This window comes from Amycolatopsis acididurans (assembly GCF_012328925.1).
Classification (GTDB): Bacteria; Actinomycetota; Actinomycetes; order Mycobacteriales; family Pseudonocardiaceae; genus Amycolatopsis_E; species Amycolatopsis_E acididurans.
The window spans coordinates 53,743-70,960 of sequence record NZ_JAAXLS010000008.1 but is presented as its reverse complement, the minus strand read 5'-3'; the positions used below and the strand labels follow the sequence as shown (position 1 = coordinate 70,960).

Annotated in this window: 16 protein-coding genes; 12 read left to right on the top strand and 4 right to left on the bottom strand. The window is 69.9% G+C overall.

Features of this window, described 5'->3' with window-relative positions:
• Window positions 1-39 precede the first annotated feature (39 nt).
• On the top strand, window positions 40-1,818 hold the full coding sequence (locus HFP15_RS14620) for a VanW family protein (RefSeq protein WP_168515707.1): 1,779 nt from the start codon (window positions 40-42) through the stop codon (window positions 1,816-1,818).
• Between the two features lie 169 nt (window positions 1,819-1,987).
• Here HFP15_RS14620 and HFP15_RS14615 read toward each other — a convergent pair whose 3' ends face one another.
• Window positions 1,988-2,635, bottom strand: a complete 648-nt coding sequence (locus HFP15_RS14615; RefSeq protein ID WP_446680244.1) for a TetR/AcrR family transcriptional regulator — start codon at window positions 2,633-2,635, stop codon at window positions 1,988-1,990.
• Window positions 2,636-2,854: 219 nt separating this feature from the next.
• Between HFP15_RS14615 and HFP15_RS14610 the strand changes: the two genes are divergently transcribed.
• The gene (locus tag HFP15_RS14610; protein WP_168515704.1) at window positions 2,855-3,040 is read left to right on the top strand and encodes a DUF5302 domain-containing protein; all 186 of its coding nucleotides are present in this window, start codon (window positions 2,855-2,857) and stop codon (window positions 3,038-3,040) included.
• A gap of 49 nt (window positions 3,041-3,089) precedes the next feature.
• Here the strand turns inward: HFP15_RS14610 and HFP15_RS14605 are convergent, their stop codons facing one another.
• Window positions 3,090-4,154, bottom strand: coding sequence for a Glu/Leu/Phe/Val family dehydrogenase (locus HFP15_RS14605; protein ID WP_168515702.1), 1,065 nt, complete (start codon window positions 4,152-4,154; stop codon window positions 3,090-3,092).
• A gap of 136 nt (window positions 4,155-4,290) precedes the next feature.
• On the opposite strand from HFP15_RS14605, the gene HFP15_RS14600 reads away from it, so the two are divergent.
• Window positions 4,291-5,031, top strand: coding sequence for an alpha/beta fold hydrolase (locus tag HFP15_RS14600; RefSeq protein WP_168516026.1), 741 nt, complete (start codon window positions 4,291-4,293; stop codon window positions 5,029-5,031).
• Here the strand turns inward: HFP15_RS14600 and HFP15_RS14595 are convergent.
• Complete coding sequence (locus tag HFP15_RS14595) at window positions 5,005-5,751, bottom strand: tryptophan 2,3-dioxygenase (RefSeq protein ID WP_168515701.1); 747 nt, start codon at window positions 5,749-5,751, stop codon at window positions 5,005-5,007. The two genes, HFP15_RS14600 and HFP15_RS14595, sit on opposite strands and share 27 nt — an antisense overlap.
• 4 nt (window positions 5,752-5,755) lie before the next feature.
• Window positions 5,756-7,111 (bottom strand): TrpB-like pyridoxal phosphate-dependent enzyme, encoded by a 1,356-nt coding sequence (locus HFP15_RS14590; protein ID WP_168515700.1) that lies wholly within the window; start codon window positions 7,109-7,111, stop codon window positions 5,756-5,758.
• Window positions 7,112-7,239: 128 nt separating this feature from the next.
• Here HFP15_RS14590 and mtnA point away from each other — a divergent pair, with 128 nt between their 5' ends.
• The 9 genes from mtnA to HFP15_RS14545 all read left to right on the top strand — a co-directional run bounded on the left by mtnA (window position 7,240) and on the right by HFP15_RS14545 (window position 17,169).
• Complete coding sequence (gene mtnA / locus HFP15_RS14585; RefSeq protein WP_168515699.1) at window positions 7,240-8,220, top strand: S-methyl-5-thioribose-1-phosphate isomerase; 981 nt, start codon at window positions 7,240-7,242, stop codon at window positions 8,218-8,220.
• 131 nt (window positions 8,221-8,351) lie between these two features.
• Entirely contained in the window at window positions 8,352-10,283 is a 1,932-nt protein-coding gene (locus tag HFP15_RS14580) for a S53 family peptidase (protein WP_168515698.1), read from the top strand.
• Window positions 10,284-10,394: 111 nt separating this feature from the next.
• Window positions 10,395-11,561 (top strand): GAF domain-containing sensor histidine kinase, encoded by a 1,167-nt coding sequence (locus HFP15_RS14575; protein ID WP_168515697.1) that lies wholly within the window; start codon window positions 10,395-10,397, stop codon window positions 11,559-11,561.
• On the top strand, window positions 11,558-12,181 hold the full coding sequence (locus HFP15_RS14570) for a response regulator (RefSeq protein ID WP_168515696.1): 624 nt from the start codon (window positions 11,558-11,560) through the stop codon (window positions 12,179-12,181). Before HFP15_RS14575 ends, HFP15_RS14570 begins: the two co-directional genes overlap by 4 nt.
• 151 nt (window positions 12,182-12,332) lie before the next feature.
• Entirely contained in the window at window positions 12,333-13,142 is an 810-nt protein-coding gene (locus tag HFP15_RS14565; RefSeq protein WP_168515695.1) for an ABC transporter ATP-binding protein, read from the top strand.
• Window positions 13,139-13,912: an ABC transporter ATP-binding protein gene (locus HFP15_RS14560; RefSeq protein WP_168515694.1), complete on the top strand. Its 774-nt coding sequence runs from the start codon at window positions 13,139-13,141 to the stop codon at window positions 13,910-13,912. The genes HFP15_RS14565 and HFP15_RS14560 overlap by 4 nt, the downstream gene beginning before the upstream one ends.
• Window positions 13,909-14,787: a branched-chain amino acid ABC transporter permease gene (locus tag HFP15_RS14555; RefSeq protein ID WP_168515693.1), complete on the top strand. Its 879-nt coding sequence runs from the start codon at window positions 13,909-13,911 to the stop codon at window positions 14,785-14,787. Before HFP15_RS14560 ends, HFP15_RS14555 begins: the two co-directional genes overlap by 4 nt.
• Complete coding sequence (locus HFP15_RS14550) at window positions 14,780-15,925, top strand: branched-chain amino acid ABC transporter permease (protein ID WP_168515692.1); 1,146 nt, start codon at window positions 14,780-14,782, stop codon at window positions 15,923-15,925. The genes HFP15_RS14555 and HFP15_RS14550 overlap by 8 nt, the downstream gene beginning before the upstream one ends.
• Window positions 15,922-17,169 carry an ABC transporter substrate-binding protein gene (locus HFP15_RS14545; protein ID WP_168515690.1) on the top strand — a complete coding sequence of 416 codons (1,248 nt, stop codon included), beginning with the start codon at window positions 15,922-15,924 and terminating at the stop codon, window positions 17,167-17,169. Before HFP15_RS14550 ends, HFP15_RS14545 begins: the two co-directional genes overlap by 4 nt.
• Window positions 17,170-17,218 lie beyond the last annotated feature (49 nt).

Here is a 17,218-nt window from a genome sequence, read left to right as displayed (position 1 = left end):
TGTCCGGATTAGTGTTGCCCCGAGCAGGAGGGTTGAGCCGTGCAGCAGGAGCCCTCGTGGCCCACCGCCGACGACGAGAAGACGGAGGTCTTCGCCGCGGTCACCGAGGTGATCCCGCCGGTCAAGCCGTCCCGTGACCGCAAGGGACTGAAACGGGCCGGGATCGTGGCCGGTTCCGTGCTCGGCGTGCTGGCCGCGCTTTACGCGATCGATCTGCTGGTCAGCCAGGGCAACGTGCCGCGCGGGGTGACGGTCGCCGGTGTCGAGGTCGGCGGGCTGCAGCGGTCGGAGGCCGAGCAGAAGCTGCGCACCGAGATCGAGCCGAGGCTGGTCAAGCCGGTCGCGGTGCGGGCGGGCGACGTCCAGGCCACGGTCGACCCCGCCCGCGCCGGGCTCACTCTCGACTGGGCGTCCACTTTGGACCAAGCAGGCTCGCAGCCGCTGAACCCGTTCACCCGCATCGGTTCGTTCTTCTCCACGCGCGAGGTCGGCGTGGTCACCCGGGCCGACCGGCCGCAGCTGGTGAACACGCTGGCGAACCTGCGTGACCAGACCGATCGCGACCCGGTCGAGGGCACGATCCGCTTCGAGGGCGTCAAGCCGGTCGCGGTGGATCCCAAGCCGGGTCAGCACCTCGACGTGGAGAACGCGGCGAACGAGATCGTCACGAACTGGGCCTCCGGGCAGCCGGTGGAGCTGCCGGTGCAGGCGACGCCGGTGGCCGTTTCGGCGGAGAACGTGCAGAAGGCGCTGCACGAACTTGCCGAGCCCGCGGTGTCCGCCCCGGTGAAGATCCGCGGTGACGGCGCCGATGCGACGGTGGCCCCCGAGGCGCTCGCGACCGCGCTGCGTTTCGAGCCCGAGGGCGACGCGCTGACCATGAAGGTGGACAACAACAAGATCATCGAGGCGGCGGGCCCGCAGCTGAAGTCGACGGAAAAGCAGGGCAAGGACGCGCAGATCGTCTTCGACGGCGGGCGGCCGAACGTCTCGGAGTCGGTGGACGGCAAGGGCGTCGACTGGAACCCGACCCTGGAGCCGTTGCCGGAGCTGCTCCAGCGCGCCGACGGGCGGGAGATCGTCGCGAAGTACGTGAACACCCCGGCGAAGGTGACCACCGACCAGGCGAAGGCGCTGGGCATCAACGAGGTGATCGGCGAGTTCACCACGGGCGGTTTCGCCTCGGACTCGGGCGTGAACATCCGCGCCGTCGCCGAGAAGGTGAACGGCGCGATCGTGAAGCCGGGAGAGACGTTCTCGCTCAACGGTTTCACCGGCCCCCGTGGCGCCGCGCAGGGCTACGTCGAGGCGGGCGTGATCGAGAACGGCGCTCCGGCGCGCGAGGTGGGCGGCGGCATCTCCCAGTTCGCCACGACGCTGTACAACGCCTCGTACTTCGCCGGGATGAAGGATGCCGGGCACAAGGAGCACAGCTACTACATCAGCCGCTACCCGGCCGCCCGCGAGGCCACGGTTTTCGAGAGCCCCAACGGTGCGAGCGTCATCGACCTGAAGTTCACCAACGACGCACCCACCGGCGTGGCGATCCAGACCATCTGGACGCCGTCGTCGATCACGGTGAAACTCTGGGGAACCAAGCGGTACAACGTGGAGTCGGTTCCTGGCCAGCGGACCAACTTCGTGGACCCGCAGACCAAGCCGGGCCCGGCGGACAACTGCCACCCGTCCAACGGTGCCCCCGGCTTCACCACCACCGACACCCGCATCCTGCGCGATGCCGGCACGGGCGCCGAGGTCAGGCGCGACACCAGGACCGTGCACTACAACCCACAGCCGAAGATCACCTGCGGCCCGTAAGGCGGGCGGCGGCACCACCGCGGCTCGAACCGGCCCGGCAAGCGAAGCAAAGCCAACAACCCACACCTCCCCCAAAAGATGCCTCGCCGGCGGGCAGGCTCCGGGATGACTCGGTGACCGCAGGAATCTCCCGTTGACGACGGGGTCACCGAGAGGTGTGGTCTTCCCTCTACCGCAGGCTTTCCAGGCGCCTTTCCACGCCGTCAAGGCAGCGCTCGATGGCGTAGTCGAACTCGTCCTTGAAGTAGTTCTCCGCGCGGGCCGGGTCGCTGGTCACCTCGTGGATCGAGGCGCTCATGGCGGCCAGCCCCGGCCATTCGGCGTCGTCGCGGCTGCGGCTCCAGGCTTCGCTGTTGCGGGCGATCAGGTCGGTCTGCCTGCTTCGCTCGTCCTCGAGCGAGATGTACTGGCACGCGACCGCCGACAGGAACCGGTAGACGGCGGCGGCTTCGTGGCCGAAACCCGCGTTCAGCAGGATCCGCATCCCGCGGTCGATGGTGGGCGTGGCGGCGTTGACGTTGGGCCCGTTGACCGCGAGACGCCTCGCGACGCCGGGATACTGGGTCAGCACCAGACGCAACTCGCCGAACAGGCTGCGGAACCACTCACGCCAGGGCAGGTGCTCGGGCGGCAGCGGGTACATTCCGATCACCCGGTCGACCACGGCGCTGACCACCGCCTCGCGGTCGCCGACGTGGTGGTAGATGACCGCGGGATAGGCGTCCACGGCGCCCGCCAGCTGTCGCAGCGTCCAGCTGTCCAGCCCGTGCCGGGCCGTCAGCTCCAACGCCGCGGCCACGATGCGCTCCGGGGTCACCGCCGGTAGTCCAGCCGCGTCACGAGAACGCGGTCTGCCCGGCACTGCGGCAGAGTTCGGCATGGCGGTAACCCTAACTGTCGAGGAGCCAACAAGGCGCAGCCAGTCGGTACTGGGTGTGGCGAACCTCAACCGAGCGTCATACGGGCCAGGTGAATTGGCTCGCCAAGGTGGACACCTCCATGCAAGGCTGGGCCTTGCAGACCATGGAGGTTCGAAATGTCCGAAACCTCGCCCGCGTCCGGCGATCCCGAGGACGATCTGAAACGCAAGTTCCGTGAGGCGCTCGAGCGCAAGCAGGCCCACGCCCGCGCCGGCTCGCAGCACGAGAACGGCAGCGGCAAGAACCAGCACGCGCACGGCCCCGCCGCGAACAAGCGCACCTTCCGCCGCAAGTCGGGCTGAACCACCGTGAGGTGCCCCGCAGAGCGCTCTGCGGGGCACCTCACGGCGTTCACGGGGTCAGGATGGTGCGCAGTCGGCCGATCTCGGAGATCCGGCGCTCGGCCAGCCGGTCGGCCGCGGTCGCCGGAGGCACCCCCTCAGCCGCCGCCAGCGCGAACACCGCCTTGGTCGTTTCGAAAATGCCGGTCGCCTTCCGCTTGGCGCGGTCGAAGTCGAAACCGTGCAGCTCGTCGCTCACCTGGATCACGCCGCCCGCGTTGACGAGGTAGTCCGGCGCGTAGAGGATGTCGCGGTCGGCCAGCACCTTGTCGATGCCGGCGTGCGCCAGCTGGTTGTTCGCCGCGCCGCAGACGATCTCCGTACGCAGCCTCGGCACCGTTTCGTCGTTGAGCGCCCCGCCCAGCGCGCAGGGCGCGTAGACGTCGAGCCGGTCGTCCACGAGCGAATCCGACACCTCGACCTGGGGATGCGTGGCCCGCACGCGCTCGATCGCGGTGCGCGAGACGTCGGAGATGACGACCTCCGCCCCGGCTTTCACGAGATGCCCGACGAGGTAGTGCCCGACCTTCCCCACGCCCTGCACACCCACCCGCCTGCCGGTCAGGTCGGTGCTCCCCCAGCGGTGTTCGGCACACGCGCGGATGCCCTGGAAGACGCCGAACGCGGTGAGCACCGACGAGTCGCCCGCCCCGCCGTCGTCGGCCGACCGGCCGGTGACGAACGTGGTCTCGCGCGCCACGACGTCCATGTCGGCCACGTAGGTGCCCACGTCGCAGGCGGTGATGTAGCGGCCGCCCAGCGACCGCACGAAGCGGCCGTAGGCGCGCAACAGGCCTTCGGTCTTGACCGTGGCGGGATCGCCGATGATGACGGCCTTGCCGCCGCCGAGGTCGAGCCCGGCGAGCGCGTTCTTGTAGGCCATGCCCTTGGACAGGGCGAGCACGTCCTCCAGCGCGTCGCTTTCGCGGCGGTAGGGGTAGAACCGCGTGCCGCCGAGCGCGGGGCCCAGCGCGGTGGAGTAGATGGCGATGATCGCCTTCAGGCCGGTGGCCGGATCCTGGCAGTAGACGACCTGTTCATGGCCGCTTTCGCGGCCGAATACACCGTCGGTCACGGTGAGACTCCCTGTCTGTCCGCGGCAGGCCGCTTGTGACGCCCGTGCCGTGTTCGGTTGTGTCGAGCCCACGGGAAGGTCGTTCCCGGAAAGCGGCCTACGGAAAACTTAAGGCCGGGCACGAACCCGTGACAAGATTTCCGCCATGCACGCACGACGAGGTGGTGACGGCGAGCGGACCGTGCTCCTGCTGCACGGGCTGGGAGCGACCGGTGAGGTGTGGCGCGGCTTCACCGACGGGCTCGACGCCGCCTGGATCGCGCCTGACCTGCCCGGACACGGCCGCTCCGAGACCGTGGGCCGGTACTCGCTCGGCCGGGTCGCCGCGGAACTGGCCGAACTGGTGCCCGAGGACCGGCCGGTGGCGGTGCTGGGACATTCACTCGGCGGCGCACTCGCGCTGACCCTTGCCAGCGGCTGGTTCCGCGCCCCGGTCGAGGCGGTGTACGGCCTGGGCGTCAAGGTCCGCTGGTCCGCCGACGACCTGGCCAAGGCGCGCGCGAGCGCATCGCGCCCGCCGAGGACGTTCGCCACTCGCGAGGAGGCGGTCGAGCGGTGGCTCAAGGTCTCCGGGCTACAGGGGCTGTGGTCGCCGGACGACGTGGCCGCGGGCGTGGTCGAGACCGAGCAGGGCTGGCGGCTCGCGCTGGACCAGGCGGCGTTCGCCGTCGGCCCGCCCGATATGGCCGGGTTGCTCGCCGCGGCCCGCGCCCCGGTCACGCTCGCCGCGGGCGAGCGCGACCCGATGTGCCCGGCGGAGCACCTGCGCGAGTTCGTGGCCGATCCGGTGATCCTGCCCGGCCTCGGCCACAACGCCCACGTCGAGGATCCCGCCGCGGTCCGCGCGCTGCTAAAGCCGGGCGCGGACCGCCCATAGGTCGGGAAAGACCGGCCGGAACAGGGTCGAACGCAGGTACTCCGCGCCCGAGGAGCCGCCCGTTCCCGACTTGTCGCCGATCGTGCGCTCGACCATCTTGACGTGCCGGTACCGCCATTCCTGCATGCCCTCGTCGAGGTCGACGAGGTGTTCCGCGACGACCGCCGGCCCGGCGTCGTCGCGGTACACCGTCAGCAGCAGGTCCCGCGTCTCACCGTCGGTGTCGTACCCCTGCCCGTGCAGGTAGTCCACAAAGGACTCGAACAGCGAAGGTGCCGCCATCGCGGCGGCGATGCGGTCCCGGGCCGGACTGCCCAGCGGGTAGTGCTCGACGGCACTCTCGTCCCGCCGCCCCAGCACCGCCTCCAGCTCCCGGAACTGGGCCGACTCGAAACCGCTCGCCGCCTCCAGCCGGGTGCGGAAAGTGGTGAACTGGCTCGGCGTCATCGTCTCCAGCACGTCGATCTGCGCGACCACCACCTTGAGGATCGTCAGGATGCGGCGCAGCGTGCGGATCGCATGCGCGGTGTCGCCCTCCGCGAGCCGCTGCCGCAGGAAACCCAGCTCGTGCAACAGTTGTTTGAACCACAGCTCGTACACCTGGTGCACGACGATGAACAGCATCTCGTCGTGCTCGCCCGACCGTGGCCGCTGCGCGCCGAGCACCTCGTCGAGCGCGAGGTAGGAGGTGTAGGTCAGCGACGCGTGCTGGTCGTTCACGACATCAGCCGGTCTGCGGCACGGTGGCGAGCGCTTCCGCCAGTGTCTCTTCGGCCAGTTCGTTGTCCGTCATCTGACCCGCCAGGTAGGCGGCGTAGGCGGGAAGGTCGAGGTGCGCGTGCCCGCACAGCGCGGTCAGAATCGCCTTCTCCTCCCCGGTTTCCTTGCACCGCAACGCTTCCCGGACGCACGCGGCGAGTGCGTGGGTGGGCTCCGGCGCCGGGATGATGCCCTCGGTGCGCGCGAACTGGATCCCGGCCGCGAAGCATTCCTGCTGCCCGATCGCGAGCGCGTCGATCAGCCCCAGCTCGTAGATGTGCGACAGCAGCGGCGCCATCCCGTGGTAACGAAGGCCGCCCGCGTGGATCGGGTCGGGAATGAAGTCGTGGCCGAGGGTGTGCATCTTCAGCAGCGGGGTGAGCCCGGCGGTGTCACCGAAGTCGTAGGCGTAGCGGCCGCGGGTCAGCGACGGGCACGCCGCCGGTTCAACGGCCCGGATCTCCGGGGACATGCGCCCGGCCAGCTTCTCCCGCAGGAACGGGAAGGCAAGGCCGCCGAAGTTGGAGCCGCCGCCGGTGCAGCCGACCAGCACGTCGGGCGTGTCGCCGGCCAGCTCGAACTGCTTGAGCGCCTCCTCGCCGATGATGGTCTGGTGCATCAGCACGTGGTTGAGCACGCTGCCCAGCGCGTAGCGGGCCTCCGGGTCGCCAGCGGCCTTCTCCACCGCCTCGCTGATCGCGATGCCGAGGCTGCCGGTCGAACCGGGGTCGGCGGCCAGTATCTTGCGGCCCGACTCGGTCTCCTCCGACGGGCTCGGGTGCACGGTCGCGCCGAACGTCTCCATCATGATCTTGCGGTAGGGCTTCTGGTCGTAGGAGGCGCGGACCTGCCACACCTCGCATTCGAGCCCGAACGTCGCGCAGGCGAACGCGAGCGCGCTGCCCCACTGCCCGGCACCGGTCTCCGTGGTCAGCCTCTGCACGCCCTCGGCGGCGTTGTAGAACGCCTGCGGCACGGCGGTGTTCGGCTTGTGCGAGCCGACCGGGCTGACGCCCTCGTACTTGTAGTAGATCCGCGCCGGGGTGCCCAGCGCCTTCTCCAGCCGGTGCGCCCGGTACAGCGGTGACGGGCGCCAGAGCCGGTAGACGTCGAGCACCTCTTCGGGAATGTCGATATAGCGCTCACCGCTGACCTCCTGCGCGATGAGCGCCTGCGGGAACAGCGGGGCGAGGTCGTCGGGTCCGACCGGCTGCCCGGTGCCGGGATGCAGCGGCGGCGGTGGCGGCGCCGGCAGATCGGGGATGATGTTGTACCAGCGGGTCGGCATGTCGGCTTCGTCGAGGATGTACTTGGTCTTCATGGACGCACCTCCGTGGACGGCTTGTTCACGCTAAGCCAGAGCGGCCGTGACATCCAGTTCGACGAGCTGACCGGGGAAGCCGAGGCAGGTCACGCCGATGCTCGACCTCCACTACTACAGTAAGTCCCGTGCGCAGGACGATCGACTGGGACGAAGACGCCGTCGTGATCATCGACCAGTGCGCGCTGCCCGGGGCCTTCTCGACGCTGCGCCTGCGCACGGTCGACGAGCTGATCGACGCGATCCGCCGCCTCGCCGTGCGAGGGGCGCCCGCACTCGGTGCCGCAGGCGCGCTCGGCACGGCGATGTCGGCGCTGCGGCACGGCGCCGACCACGCCGCGGTCGAGGCCGACGCCAAACGGCTCGCCGAGGCCCGGCCGACCGCCGTGAACCTGAGCTGGGGCGTGCGGCGGGCGCTCGCGAAGCTCCCCGAGGGCGGGCAGGCGGTACTCGTCGAGGCGAAGGCGGTGCTGGACGAGGACGAGACCGCCAACCGGCAGGCGTCGGCGCGCGCCGCCGAGGCGATCCTGGACCGCTGCGCCCGCCGCCCGCTGCGCCTGCTGACCCACTGCAACGCGGGCAGGCTGGCCACGGTCGGCTGGGGTACCGCGCTCGGCGTGGTGTGGCACCTGCACACCGCCGGGCACGTCGAGTACGTCTTCGCCGACGAGACGCGGCCGCTGTTGCAGGGTGCGCGGCTCACCGCCTGGGAGCTGGCGCAGGCCGGGGTGCCCTACCGGGTACTGCCCGACTCCGCGGCCGCGACCGCGATGGCACGTGGTCTGATCGACTGCGTCGTGGTCGGCGCGGACCGCATCGCGGCGAACGGTGACGTGGCCAACAAGATCGGCACCTATCCGCTCGCACTCGCGGCGGCACGGCACGGGCTGCCGTTCTTCGTCGTCGCACCGGAGTCCACTGTGGATAGGACACTGCCCGGCGGCGAGCACATCGTCATCGAGGAGCGGTCCGCGGCGGAAGTGACCGAGTTCGGCGGCCGCCGCGTGGCACCCGACGACGCCGCGGTGTTCAACCCCGCGTTCGACGTCACACCCGCGGATTTGATCACCGCGGTGGTCACTGACCAGGGAATTCTGCCTTTGGCCTGATTTGTCCCTTTCCCTACGATGTGCGGAAATCAGACTTTTCAGTATCTGTCGAGGATTTTCTTCCCCTGAGCCGTTTTCGGCTCTAATCTCACTGCGCAGTTCCGCATAACTCAAGAAGGGGGAAGTCCCCAGTGCGAAGAGCTTTGAGCCTGTTCGTTTCGCTCGCCGTCGTGGGCGGGGTGAGCGCCGCGGTGCCGGGCATCGCCACGGCGCAGGGGCGCGCCGTGATCCCGGCGTCCCATCCTCGATGGGCCACGCCGCAGACGAAGGTCACCGACACTGCACCGTCGTCGAAACTCAGCTTCCGGGTCTACCTGGCCATGCGTGACCAGGCAGGCGCTGAATCCGCCGCGCAGGCGGTGAGCGACCCGGCGAGCAAGACCTATCGCCAGTACCTCACCCCGGACCAGGTACGCGACCGCTTCGCCGCGACCGACGACACGGTCACCTCCGTGCGGAACTGGCTCTCCGGCAGCGGGTTCGCGATCGGCGACATGCCGTCGAACAAGGCCTACGTCGAGGCCACCGGCACCGCCGACCAGGTCGAGAAGGCGTTCGGTATCGCACTGGCCGGATATAAAGTGGACGGTCGCATCCTGCGTGCCGCGGACAAGGAGCTGTCGGTGCCCGCCGGGCTGGCGAGCTCGGTCCTCGGCGTCGTCGGGGTGGACCAGGCCACGCAGCTGCTGACGCCGGATCACACCCAGGGCACCCCGGCCGACGTGCCGCCGCCGGCCGGTTTCCGCAACGCGCCGCCGTGCAGCAGCTACTACGGCGAGAAGGTCGACACCACGGACCCGGCCTACGCGGGCAAGAACCTGCCGTACGCGCCGTGTGGCTACACCCCCGCGCAACTGCGTTCCGCCTACGGCATCGACCAGACCGGCGCCAACGGCAGCGGCACGACGGTGGCCATTGTGGACGCTTTCGCCTCGCCGACGCTGTACGCCGACGCGGCCGAGTACGCCAAGCGCAACGACCCGGGCAACCCGCTGCGCCAGTCCCAGTTCTCGGAGAAGGTCTTCCCGGCCAATCCGGCGCAGGAACCCGCGGACCAGTGTGACGCGGCGGGCTGGTACGGCGAGCAGACGCTCGACGTCGAGGCCGTACACGCGATGGCGCCGGGCGCCGGCATCCTCTACGTCGGCAGCTCGGACTGCCAGGACGCGTCGCTGGACGAGGCGCTGAACTGGATCGTCGCCGGGCACAAGGCGGACATCATCTCCAACTCCTACGGCGACGCGGGCGAGGACATCCCGGCCTCGGAGGTGCGCACCTGGAACCAGATCGAGGTGCAGGCGGCGATGGAGGGCATCGGCGTCTACTTCTCCTCGGGTGACAACGGTGACGAGGCCGCGCGCCTCGGCACCCCGTCGGCGGACTTCCCCGCCACGGGCACCTGGGTCACCGCGGTCGGCGGCACCAGCCTCGCGGTGGGCCAGGACGGCAAGAAGATCTTCGAAACCGGCTGGGAGACGGGCAAGAGCACGCTCTCCGGTGGCACCTACACCCCGGCCGCGCCCGGCGCGTACACCTCCGGTTCCGGTGGCGGCACGTCGACGATCTTCGACCAGCCCTTCTACCAGCGTGGCGTGGTGCCCGACCAGCTGTCGACCCAGAACCAGCACGGCAAGGCCAAGGGCCGCGTGGTGCCGGACATCTCGGCGGTCGGCGACCCGAACACGGGCTTTCTGATCGGGCAGACGCAGACCTTCCCCGACGGCGTGTACTACAGCCAGTACCGCATCGGCGGCACGAGCCTGTCGTCGCCGGTGCTCGCCGGGATCGTGGCCGTGTCGGACAGCCTGGCGCACTTCCACCACGGGTTCATCAACCCGATGGCCTACGCGTCCTACCGTTCGGCCGCGATCACCGATGTGTCGCATGTGGACGGAGCGGTGGAGCGCGTCGACTACGCGAACTCGGTGGACGACTCGAAGGGCCTGGTGGTCAGTGCCCGCACGTTCGACTATCCGAACCTGACGATCCACACCACCGGCGGCTACGACAACGTGACCGGACTCGGCTCGCCCAACGGCCTGCCGTTCCTGATCGCCCCGTAGCTCGCACTTCCCCGTGAGGGACCCCCTCCTGGCGCCGGACGCCGGGAGAGGGTCCCTCACGGCGTTTCCGCGCTCTATGCCCGAAGCCTCTCTTCGGCTTATGGTTGGCGCGTGGCCGCAACGGAGCGAGTCGCGAAGGCGCGGGCAGCCGAGCAGAGCAACCTGCTCGACGAACTGCTGCGCGAGCGCGAAGGGCTGATCGGCGCGCTCGACCGCGTCGTCGCGCTGCACGGCACCGCGCAGCTGATCCGCGAGCGCCTCGGCGCGCACGCGGCGTTCGTCGGCGATCTCGAACGGCCGGAGTTCGCGGTCGTGCGGTGGATGTCGGGCAACCGCACCGAGGCGATGCAGAACCTGCTGGTGCCCACCGGACAGGGCATCGGCGGCCGGGCGCTCGCGCTCGGCAAACCGGTGCGCGTGTCCGACTACCTCAGCTCCCACACGATCACCCACCAGTTCGACGCACAGGTCCGGCAGGAGAGCCTGCGCGCGATGGTCGCCGTGCCGATCCTCGGCCGCGAAGGACAGCCGGTCGCGGTGGCCTACGCAGCGCTGCGCGAGTCGGCGACGTTCGGCGACGCCGCGGTGCACGATCTCGAATCGATCGCGGAGCAGGCGGCGAAGGCACTGCGCCTGGCCAGTGTCGCCGAATCGACCCGCGCGGACGCGGTGTCGGCCGAGCGGCGGCGGATGCAGAGCGCGCTGCACGATTCGGTGGGCGCGCTGCTGTTCTCCATCGGCGTCCAGGTACGCGGGCTGCGCGACGACATCGCCGACAATCCCGCGCTGCGGCAACGACTCCACGAACTCGAACGCGACGTCGCCGCGGCCTCGACCGCGCTGCGCGAATCGCTGCTGGCGCTGGCCGAGTCCACCCCCGAACGTGCCCTGCCGGTCGAGGTCGGCGAGCACTGCCGCTCGTTCGAATCCCGGTGCGGCGTACCCGCCCGGTTCGTTCAGCTCGCACCCGTGCGCCCGCTCGACGCCGAACGCACCGCCCTGTTGATCAGCGCCGTGCGGGAGGGACTGCTCAACGTCGAGAAACACGCCAGGGCCTGTTCGGTCGTGGTCAGCCTCGGCCCGAGCGCCGGCGGGGTGCAGGTGGTCGTCGCCGACGACGGCAGCGGCGAGGCCGCCGAGGATGCACCGGGCAGCGGGATGGGCCTGCGCTCGCTCGCCGAACGCGCCGCGCGGCTGGGCGGCCGGGTCAGCCTGGTACGCGACGAGGACTGCGGATGCACCCTGCGGGCCTGGGTTCCCGAGGTTCCCGCGCCATGACCGCCGCGTCGGTGATGGTGGTCGACGACCATCCTGTCGTGCGCGACGGCGTGACCCTGCTGCTCCGGTCGGATCCCACGTTGCGGCTGGTCGGGGCCGCCGAGTCGGGGCGCGCCGCGCTCGTCAGGGTCGCCGAACTGCGGCCGGATCTGATCTTGCTGGACCTGCGCCTGCCGGACATGCTCGCCCCCGAGGTGATCGCCGCACTGCGCCAGATCCACCCCGGCGGACGGATCGTCGTGTTCACCGCGCACGGCGACCACCAGGGGCTGTGCGCGGCGCTCGACGCGGGCGCCAACGGCTGCCTGCTCAAGGACGTCGCGGGCACCGACCTGGTGTCGGCGCTGCGGCGGGTGCTGCGGGGCGAGCGCGTGGTGGATCCCCGGATCCTGCCCGATCAAGGACAGCAGTCGGATGCGCTCGCGCGCAGCGGGCTCACCCGCCGCGAGTACGAGGTGCTGCGGCTGGCGGCGCAGGGCCAGACCAACCCGGAGATCGCGGAAACCACCGGGCTGACCCGCAACACGGTGAAGACCTACCTGCAGTCCGCGCTGCACAAGCTCGGCGCCCGCAACCGCGTCGAGGCGATCGGCAAGGCCAGCGAAGCCGGCCTGCTCTGAGTGCACTCACCCGTTGCGCTGTTCGGCCGCGCGCTGTGTCCGTTTCGTGTCCGCACCCTCTCCAGGTGGGGGTGTCGGGTCGCGGGGAAGGGATCAAGGATTACGGCCACCGAGGGTGACCCCTGTCACACGAGCGGAGGAGGCGTCCGCGGTGCTGAGTGTGCGAGACCTGCATGTGCGCTACGGCCGGTCAGTGGCCGCGCTCCACGGCGTGGACCTGGAGGTCCACGACGACAGCGTGCTCGCGGTGCTGGGCAGCAACGGGGCCGGTAAGTCCACCCTGCTCCGCACCATCTCGGGCACGCTGCGCATGCACCGCGGCACCGTGACGGGTGGCGAGGTCCGCTACGGCGACACCCGTGTCGACCGGCTCGATCCGGCCGCGATCGTGCGGCTCGGCGTGGTCGGGGTGCCCGAGGGCCGCCAGATCTTCGCGCGCATGACCGTCGACGAGAACCTGCGCGCCGGCGCGATCGGCGCCCGCACCGGCGCCCAGCGGAGCGCCGCACGCAAACGCGTGCACGAGCTGTTCCCCGTGCTGGCCGAACGAGCAAGGCAACGCGCCGGGCTGCTCTCCGGCGGCGAACAGCAGATGCTCGCGATCGGCCGTGCACTGATGTCCACGCCGAGACTGCTGCTGCTGGACGAGCCTTCCCTGGGGCTCGCACCCAAGCTCGTCGGGCAGATCAGCGACATCATCCGCGAGATCCACGAGCAGGGCACGGCGGTCGTGCTGGTCGAACAGAACGCCACGATGGCGCTGCGGGTCGCCGATCACGCCGTGGTGTTCGAGGTCGGCCGGGTCGCCCTGTCCGGCACCACCGCCGAACTCGAGCGGAGCGAGGACGTGCAGCGGCTCTACCTCGGCGGGCACGCCGAATCCGACGCCATGGCCGCGGAGGAGGCACGCGCCGCGCGCGGGCGCACCGGACGCAAGGAACTGTCGAGGTGGGCCGGATGATCCCCGAGCTCAGGGTCGAGAACCTGACCCTCCGATTCGGTGGCCTCACCGCGCTCGACGGGGTGTCCTTCACCGTGAAACCCGGCGCGCTGCATGCCCTCATCGGCCCCAACGGCGCCGGAAAGTCCAGCTGTTTCAACGTGATCAGCGGGCTCTACCGCGCGAGCGAAGGCCGGGTGCTGCTCGGCGAGGAGGACATCACCGGGCTTCGCGCGCACAAGCTGGCGCGGCTGCGGATCGGGCGCGCGTTCCAGAACGCCGCGCTGTCCCCCGGTTCCACGGTGCTGGACAACGTGATGCTCGGCAGGCACGCGCTGACCAGCGGCGGCTTCCTGGCCGCCGGACTGCGCCTGCCGTGGGCCATGCGGCAGCAACGCCGCCATGCCGAGCGGGCCCTGGAGATCTGCGAGTTCCTCGGCATCGGAGAGCTCGCGCACACCCCGGTCGGCGCACTGCCCTACGGCGCGACCAAGCGCGTGGACATCGCCCGCGCGCTCGCGGTCGAACCCGTGCTGCTCCTGCTCGACGAACCCGCCGCGGGCATGAACGCGGGCGAGACGGCGGACCTGGCGACGACGATCGAGGACGTGCGCGCCGAACTCGGCATCTCGATCCTGCTCGTGGAGCACGACATGGGCCTGGTGATGGGCATCGCCGACCGGGTCACGGTGCTGGACTTCGGCCGCCGGATCGCCGACGGCACACCGGCCGAGGTGCAGGCCGATCCCGAAGTCGTGAAGGCATATCTGGGCACGGAGGCCGCGACGTGAGCACGTTTCTGCAGCTGGTGGTCAACGGTCTCGGCAAGGGCGCGGTGTACGCGTTGCTGGCGCTGGGGTTCGTCATCATCTTCAAGTCCACCGAGGTGATCAACTTCGCGCACGGCTCGCTCGTGCTCTTCGGCGGCTACATCGTCGTCGTCACGCGTGAAGCGCTGGGCTGGGGCGGTGCGGCGGTGCTCGGCATCGTCACCGCGGGACTGCTCGCGCTGGTGATCGAACGCCTGTTGCTGTCGCGGTCCCGGCTGGCCGACCCGGCGAGTCTCGCGCTGCTGACGATCGGCATCGACGTGATCGTCACCGAGGAGATCGTGCGGCGGATCGGGGTCACCGTCCCGTTCATCGGTGACGCATGGGACGCCAAACCCGTGCAGGTCGGCGGAATCACGCTGTTCCGAACCCACCTCGTCGCACTCGGCGTCGCCGCCGTGCTGATCACCGCGTTCTACCTCGCGTTCAAGTACTCGAACTGGGGCATCGCGATGCGGGCGCAGGCGGAGAACCGGGAAGCCGCCGCGTTGATGGGCATCCGCAGTTCGCTGGTGACCGCCACCGCGTGGGTGGTGGCCGGGCTGCTCGCCGGGGTGGCGGTGCTGTTCATCGCCACACAGGACTTCTCGGGCTCGGGACTGTCCCGTGGCACGCACTCCATCGCGCTCGCCGCGTTCCCCGCCGCCATCCTCGGCGGCCTGGACTCGACGGCGGGCGCGGTGGTCGGGGGGCTGATCGTCGGGCTCACGGAGGCGCTTTCCGCGCAGTACATCTCGTTCGCCTTCTCCAAGAGCGCGGTGTTTCTCGTGATGCTCGTCGTGCTCGTGGTCCGGCCGTCGGGACTGTTCGGAACGAGGGAGAGCACCCGTGTCTAGTGCGGTCGTCAGCAAGCCCGTCCCGGTCGTCGCCGCGCCGAAACGGTTACGGTGGCTGCGAATTCTCGCGTGGGTCGCGCTGCTGGTCGTGCTGCTCGCGCTGCCGCTGTATCTCGACGCGCAGTGGCTCAAGGCCGGCGAGTACGCGATGGTCGGCGCCGTCGGCGCGATCGGGCTCACGCTGCTGGTGGGGCAGGCCGGGCAGTTGTCGCTCGCGCACGCGTTCTTCCTGCTCGCCGGCGGCACCGCGTACTGCGTGCTGTCCGGGCCGACGAACGACGAACGGGTGATCGGGTTCGGGCTGGACCCGTTGCTGTCGCTGGTGCTCGCGGTCGCGTTCACCGCGTTGCTCGGACTGGCGTTCGCCCCGGTGGCGGGGCGGCTGCGCGGGATCTATCTCGGCGTGGCCTCGCTTTCGCTGGTGTTCCTCGGACTCTACTTCGGACAGTCCGCCTCGAAGCTCACCGGCGGCACGTCGACCGGCAGGCAACCCACGCGGTTCCGGCTGTTCGGTTTCCCGTTCGACAATTCCGGCCCGCACGTGGAAATCCTCGGTGTGCCGCTGCGGCAGGCCGAGCGGTCCTGGTACCTGTTCCTGGCGTTGACGATCGTCGCGCTCGTGCTCGCGTGGGGCGCGGTCAAGGGCAGGGTCGGCCGGTCGTGGCGTGCGGTGCGGGACAACGAGGCCTCGGCGGCCGTGATGGGCGTCAACGTCGCACGGGCGAAGGCGGGCGCCTTCACGATCTCCTCGGCGTACGCGGGACTCGCGGGCGTGATGACCGTGCTGTGGTTCGACATCCTCAAACCGGACGAGAGCGAGTACGGCACCTACGGCATCAACGTGTCCATCGCCTACCTCGCGATGGTGATCATCGGCGGCCTCGGCTCGGTCGGCGGCGCGCTCGTCGGCGCACTGATCGTGAACGGGCTGCCGCAGGTGCTCGCCCTGTACTCGACACAGTCCGGCCTGTTCACCCAAAGCGGCGCGGGCGCGTTCACGCCCGTTCTGGTGAGCACCTTCGTCTACGGCGCGGCGATCATCCTCGTCGTGCTGTTCGAACCCGGGGGCCTCGCGGCGATCGGTCGCAGGATCACGGGATTTTCGCGCAAGAACCCCGGAAAGGAAGGACCGCGATGAGGCGACTTTCCCTCGCGCTCTGCGTCGTGCTGGCGCTGGCCGCGTGCAGTACCAAGGCGAACAACTCGGGTTCGTCGGGATCGGACGCCTCCGGCGTCAAGACCGACGTCGGCGTCACCGCGTCGGAGATCGTGCTCGGCGTGATGAGCGACCTGAGCGGACCGTTCAAGAACCTCTCGATCGGCATTACGCACGGCAACCAGTTGTGGGTCAACGACATCAACGCCACGGGCGGCATCTGCGGCCGCAAACTGCGGCTCGAGGTCGTGGACCACGGCTACCAGGCGGAAACGGCCAAGACGCTGTACCCGCAGCTGGAGCCCAAGATCCTCGGCATGGTGCAGCTGGTCGGCTCGCCGATCACCGCGGCGCTGAAGGGCAACCTCCAGTCGGACAAGCTGACCACCACGCCCGCGTCCTGGTCCTCGGAACTGCTGGACAACCCCTACATCATGATCGTCGGCACCACCTACGACGTCGAGATGATCGACGGCATGTCCTACCTGCAGGACCAGGGCATGATCAAGGACGGTGACACGGTCGGGCACATCTACATCGACGGTGAGTACGGCGCCAACGGCCTGCGTGGTTCGCGGTACTACGCGCAGAAGCACAACCTGCAGCTCAAGGAAGTCAAGATCACCTCGACCGACACCGACCTGACCAACATCGTGACCGGCCTGCGTGGCCAGGGTGTCAAGGCGATCATGCTGACCACCACGCCGGCGCAGACCGGTTCGGTGATGGCGGCGAACAAGGCGCTCGGGCTGAACGTGCCGGTGCTGGGCAACAACCCGACCTACGACCCGGTGCTGCTCAAGAGCCCGGCCGCGAACGCCCTCGACAAGCTCTACGTCGTGGCGAGCAGCGTGCCGTACTCGGCCGACATCCCGAAGGAACAGCAGGTCGCGGCGAAGTACAAGGCCGCCAACTACCCCGAGCCGCCGAACGCCGGGACGCCGTACGGCTACGCGGTCGCCGAGGTGTGGGGCACCGTGCTCAAGAAGGCCTGCGACAACAAGGACCTGACCCGGGACGGCGTGCTGAAGGCGCTGCAGCAGACCACGTCGGCCGACACCGGCAACCTGGTCGCCGCGCTGGACTTCTCCAAGCCGGGCGCGCCGGCGACGCGGCAGGTCTACGTGGCACAGCCTGACGCGAGTGTCGAAGGCGGCGTGAAGTACGTGAAGCCGCTGTTCGAGGCCCCGGACGCGGCCTCGTACGTGGCTCCGCACCAGAAGTGAGCCGTGCCGGTGAGCGGGACGGCGGGCTTGCGTCCGCCGTCCCGCGCGG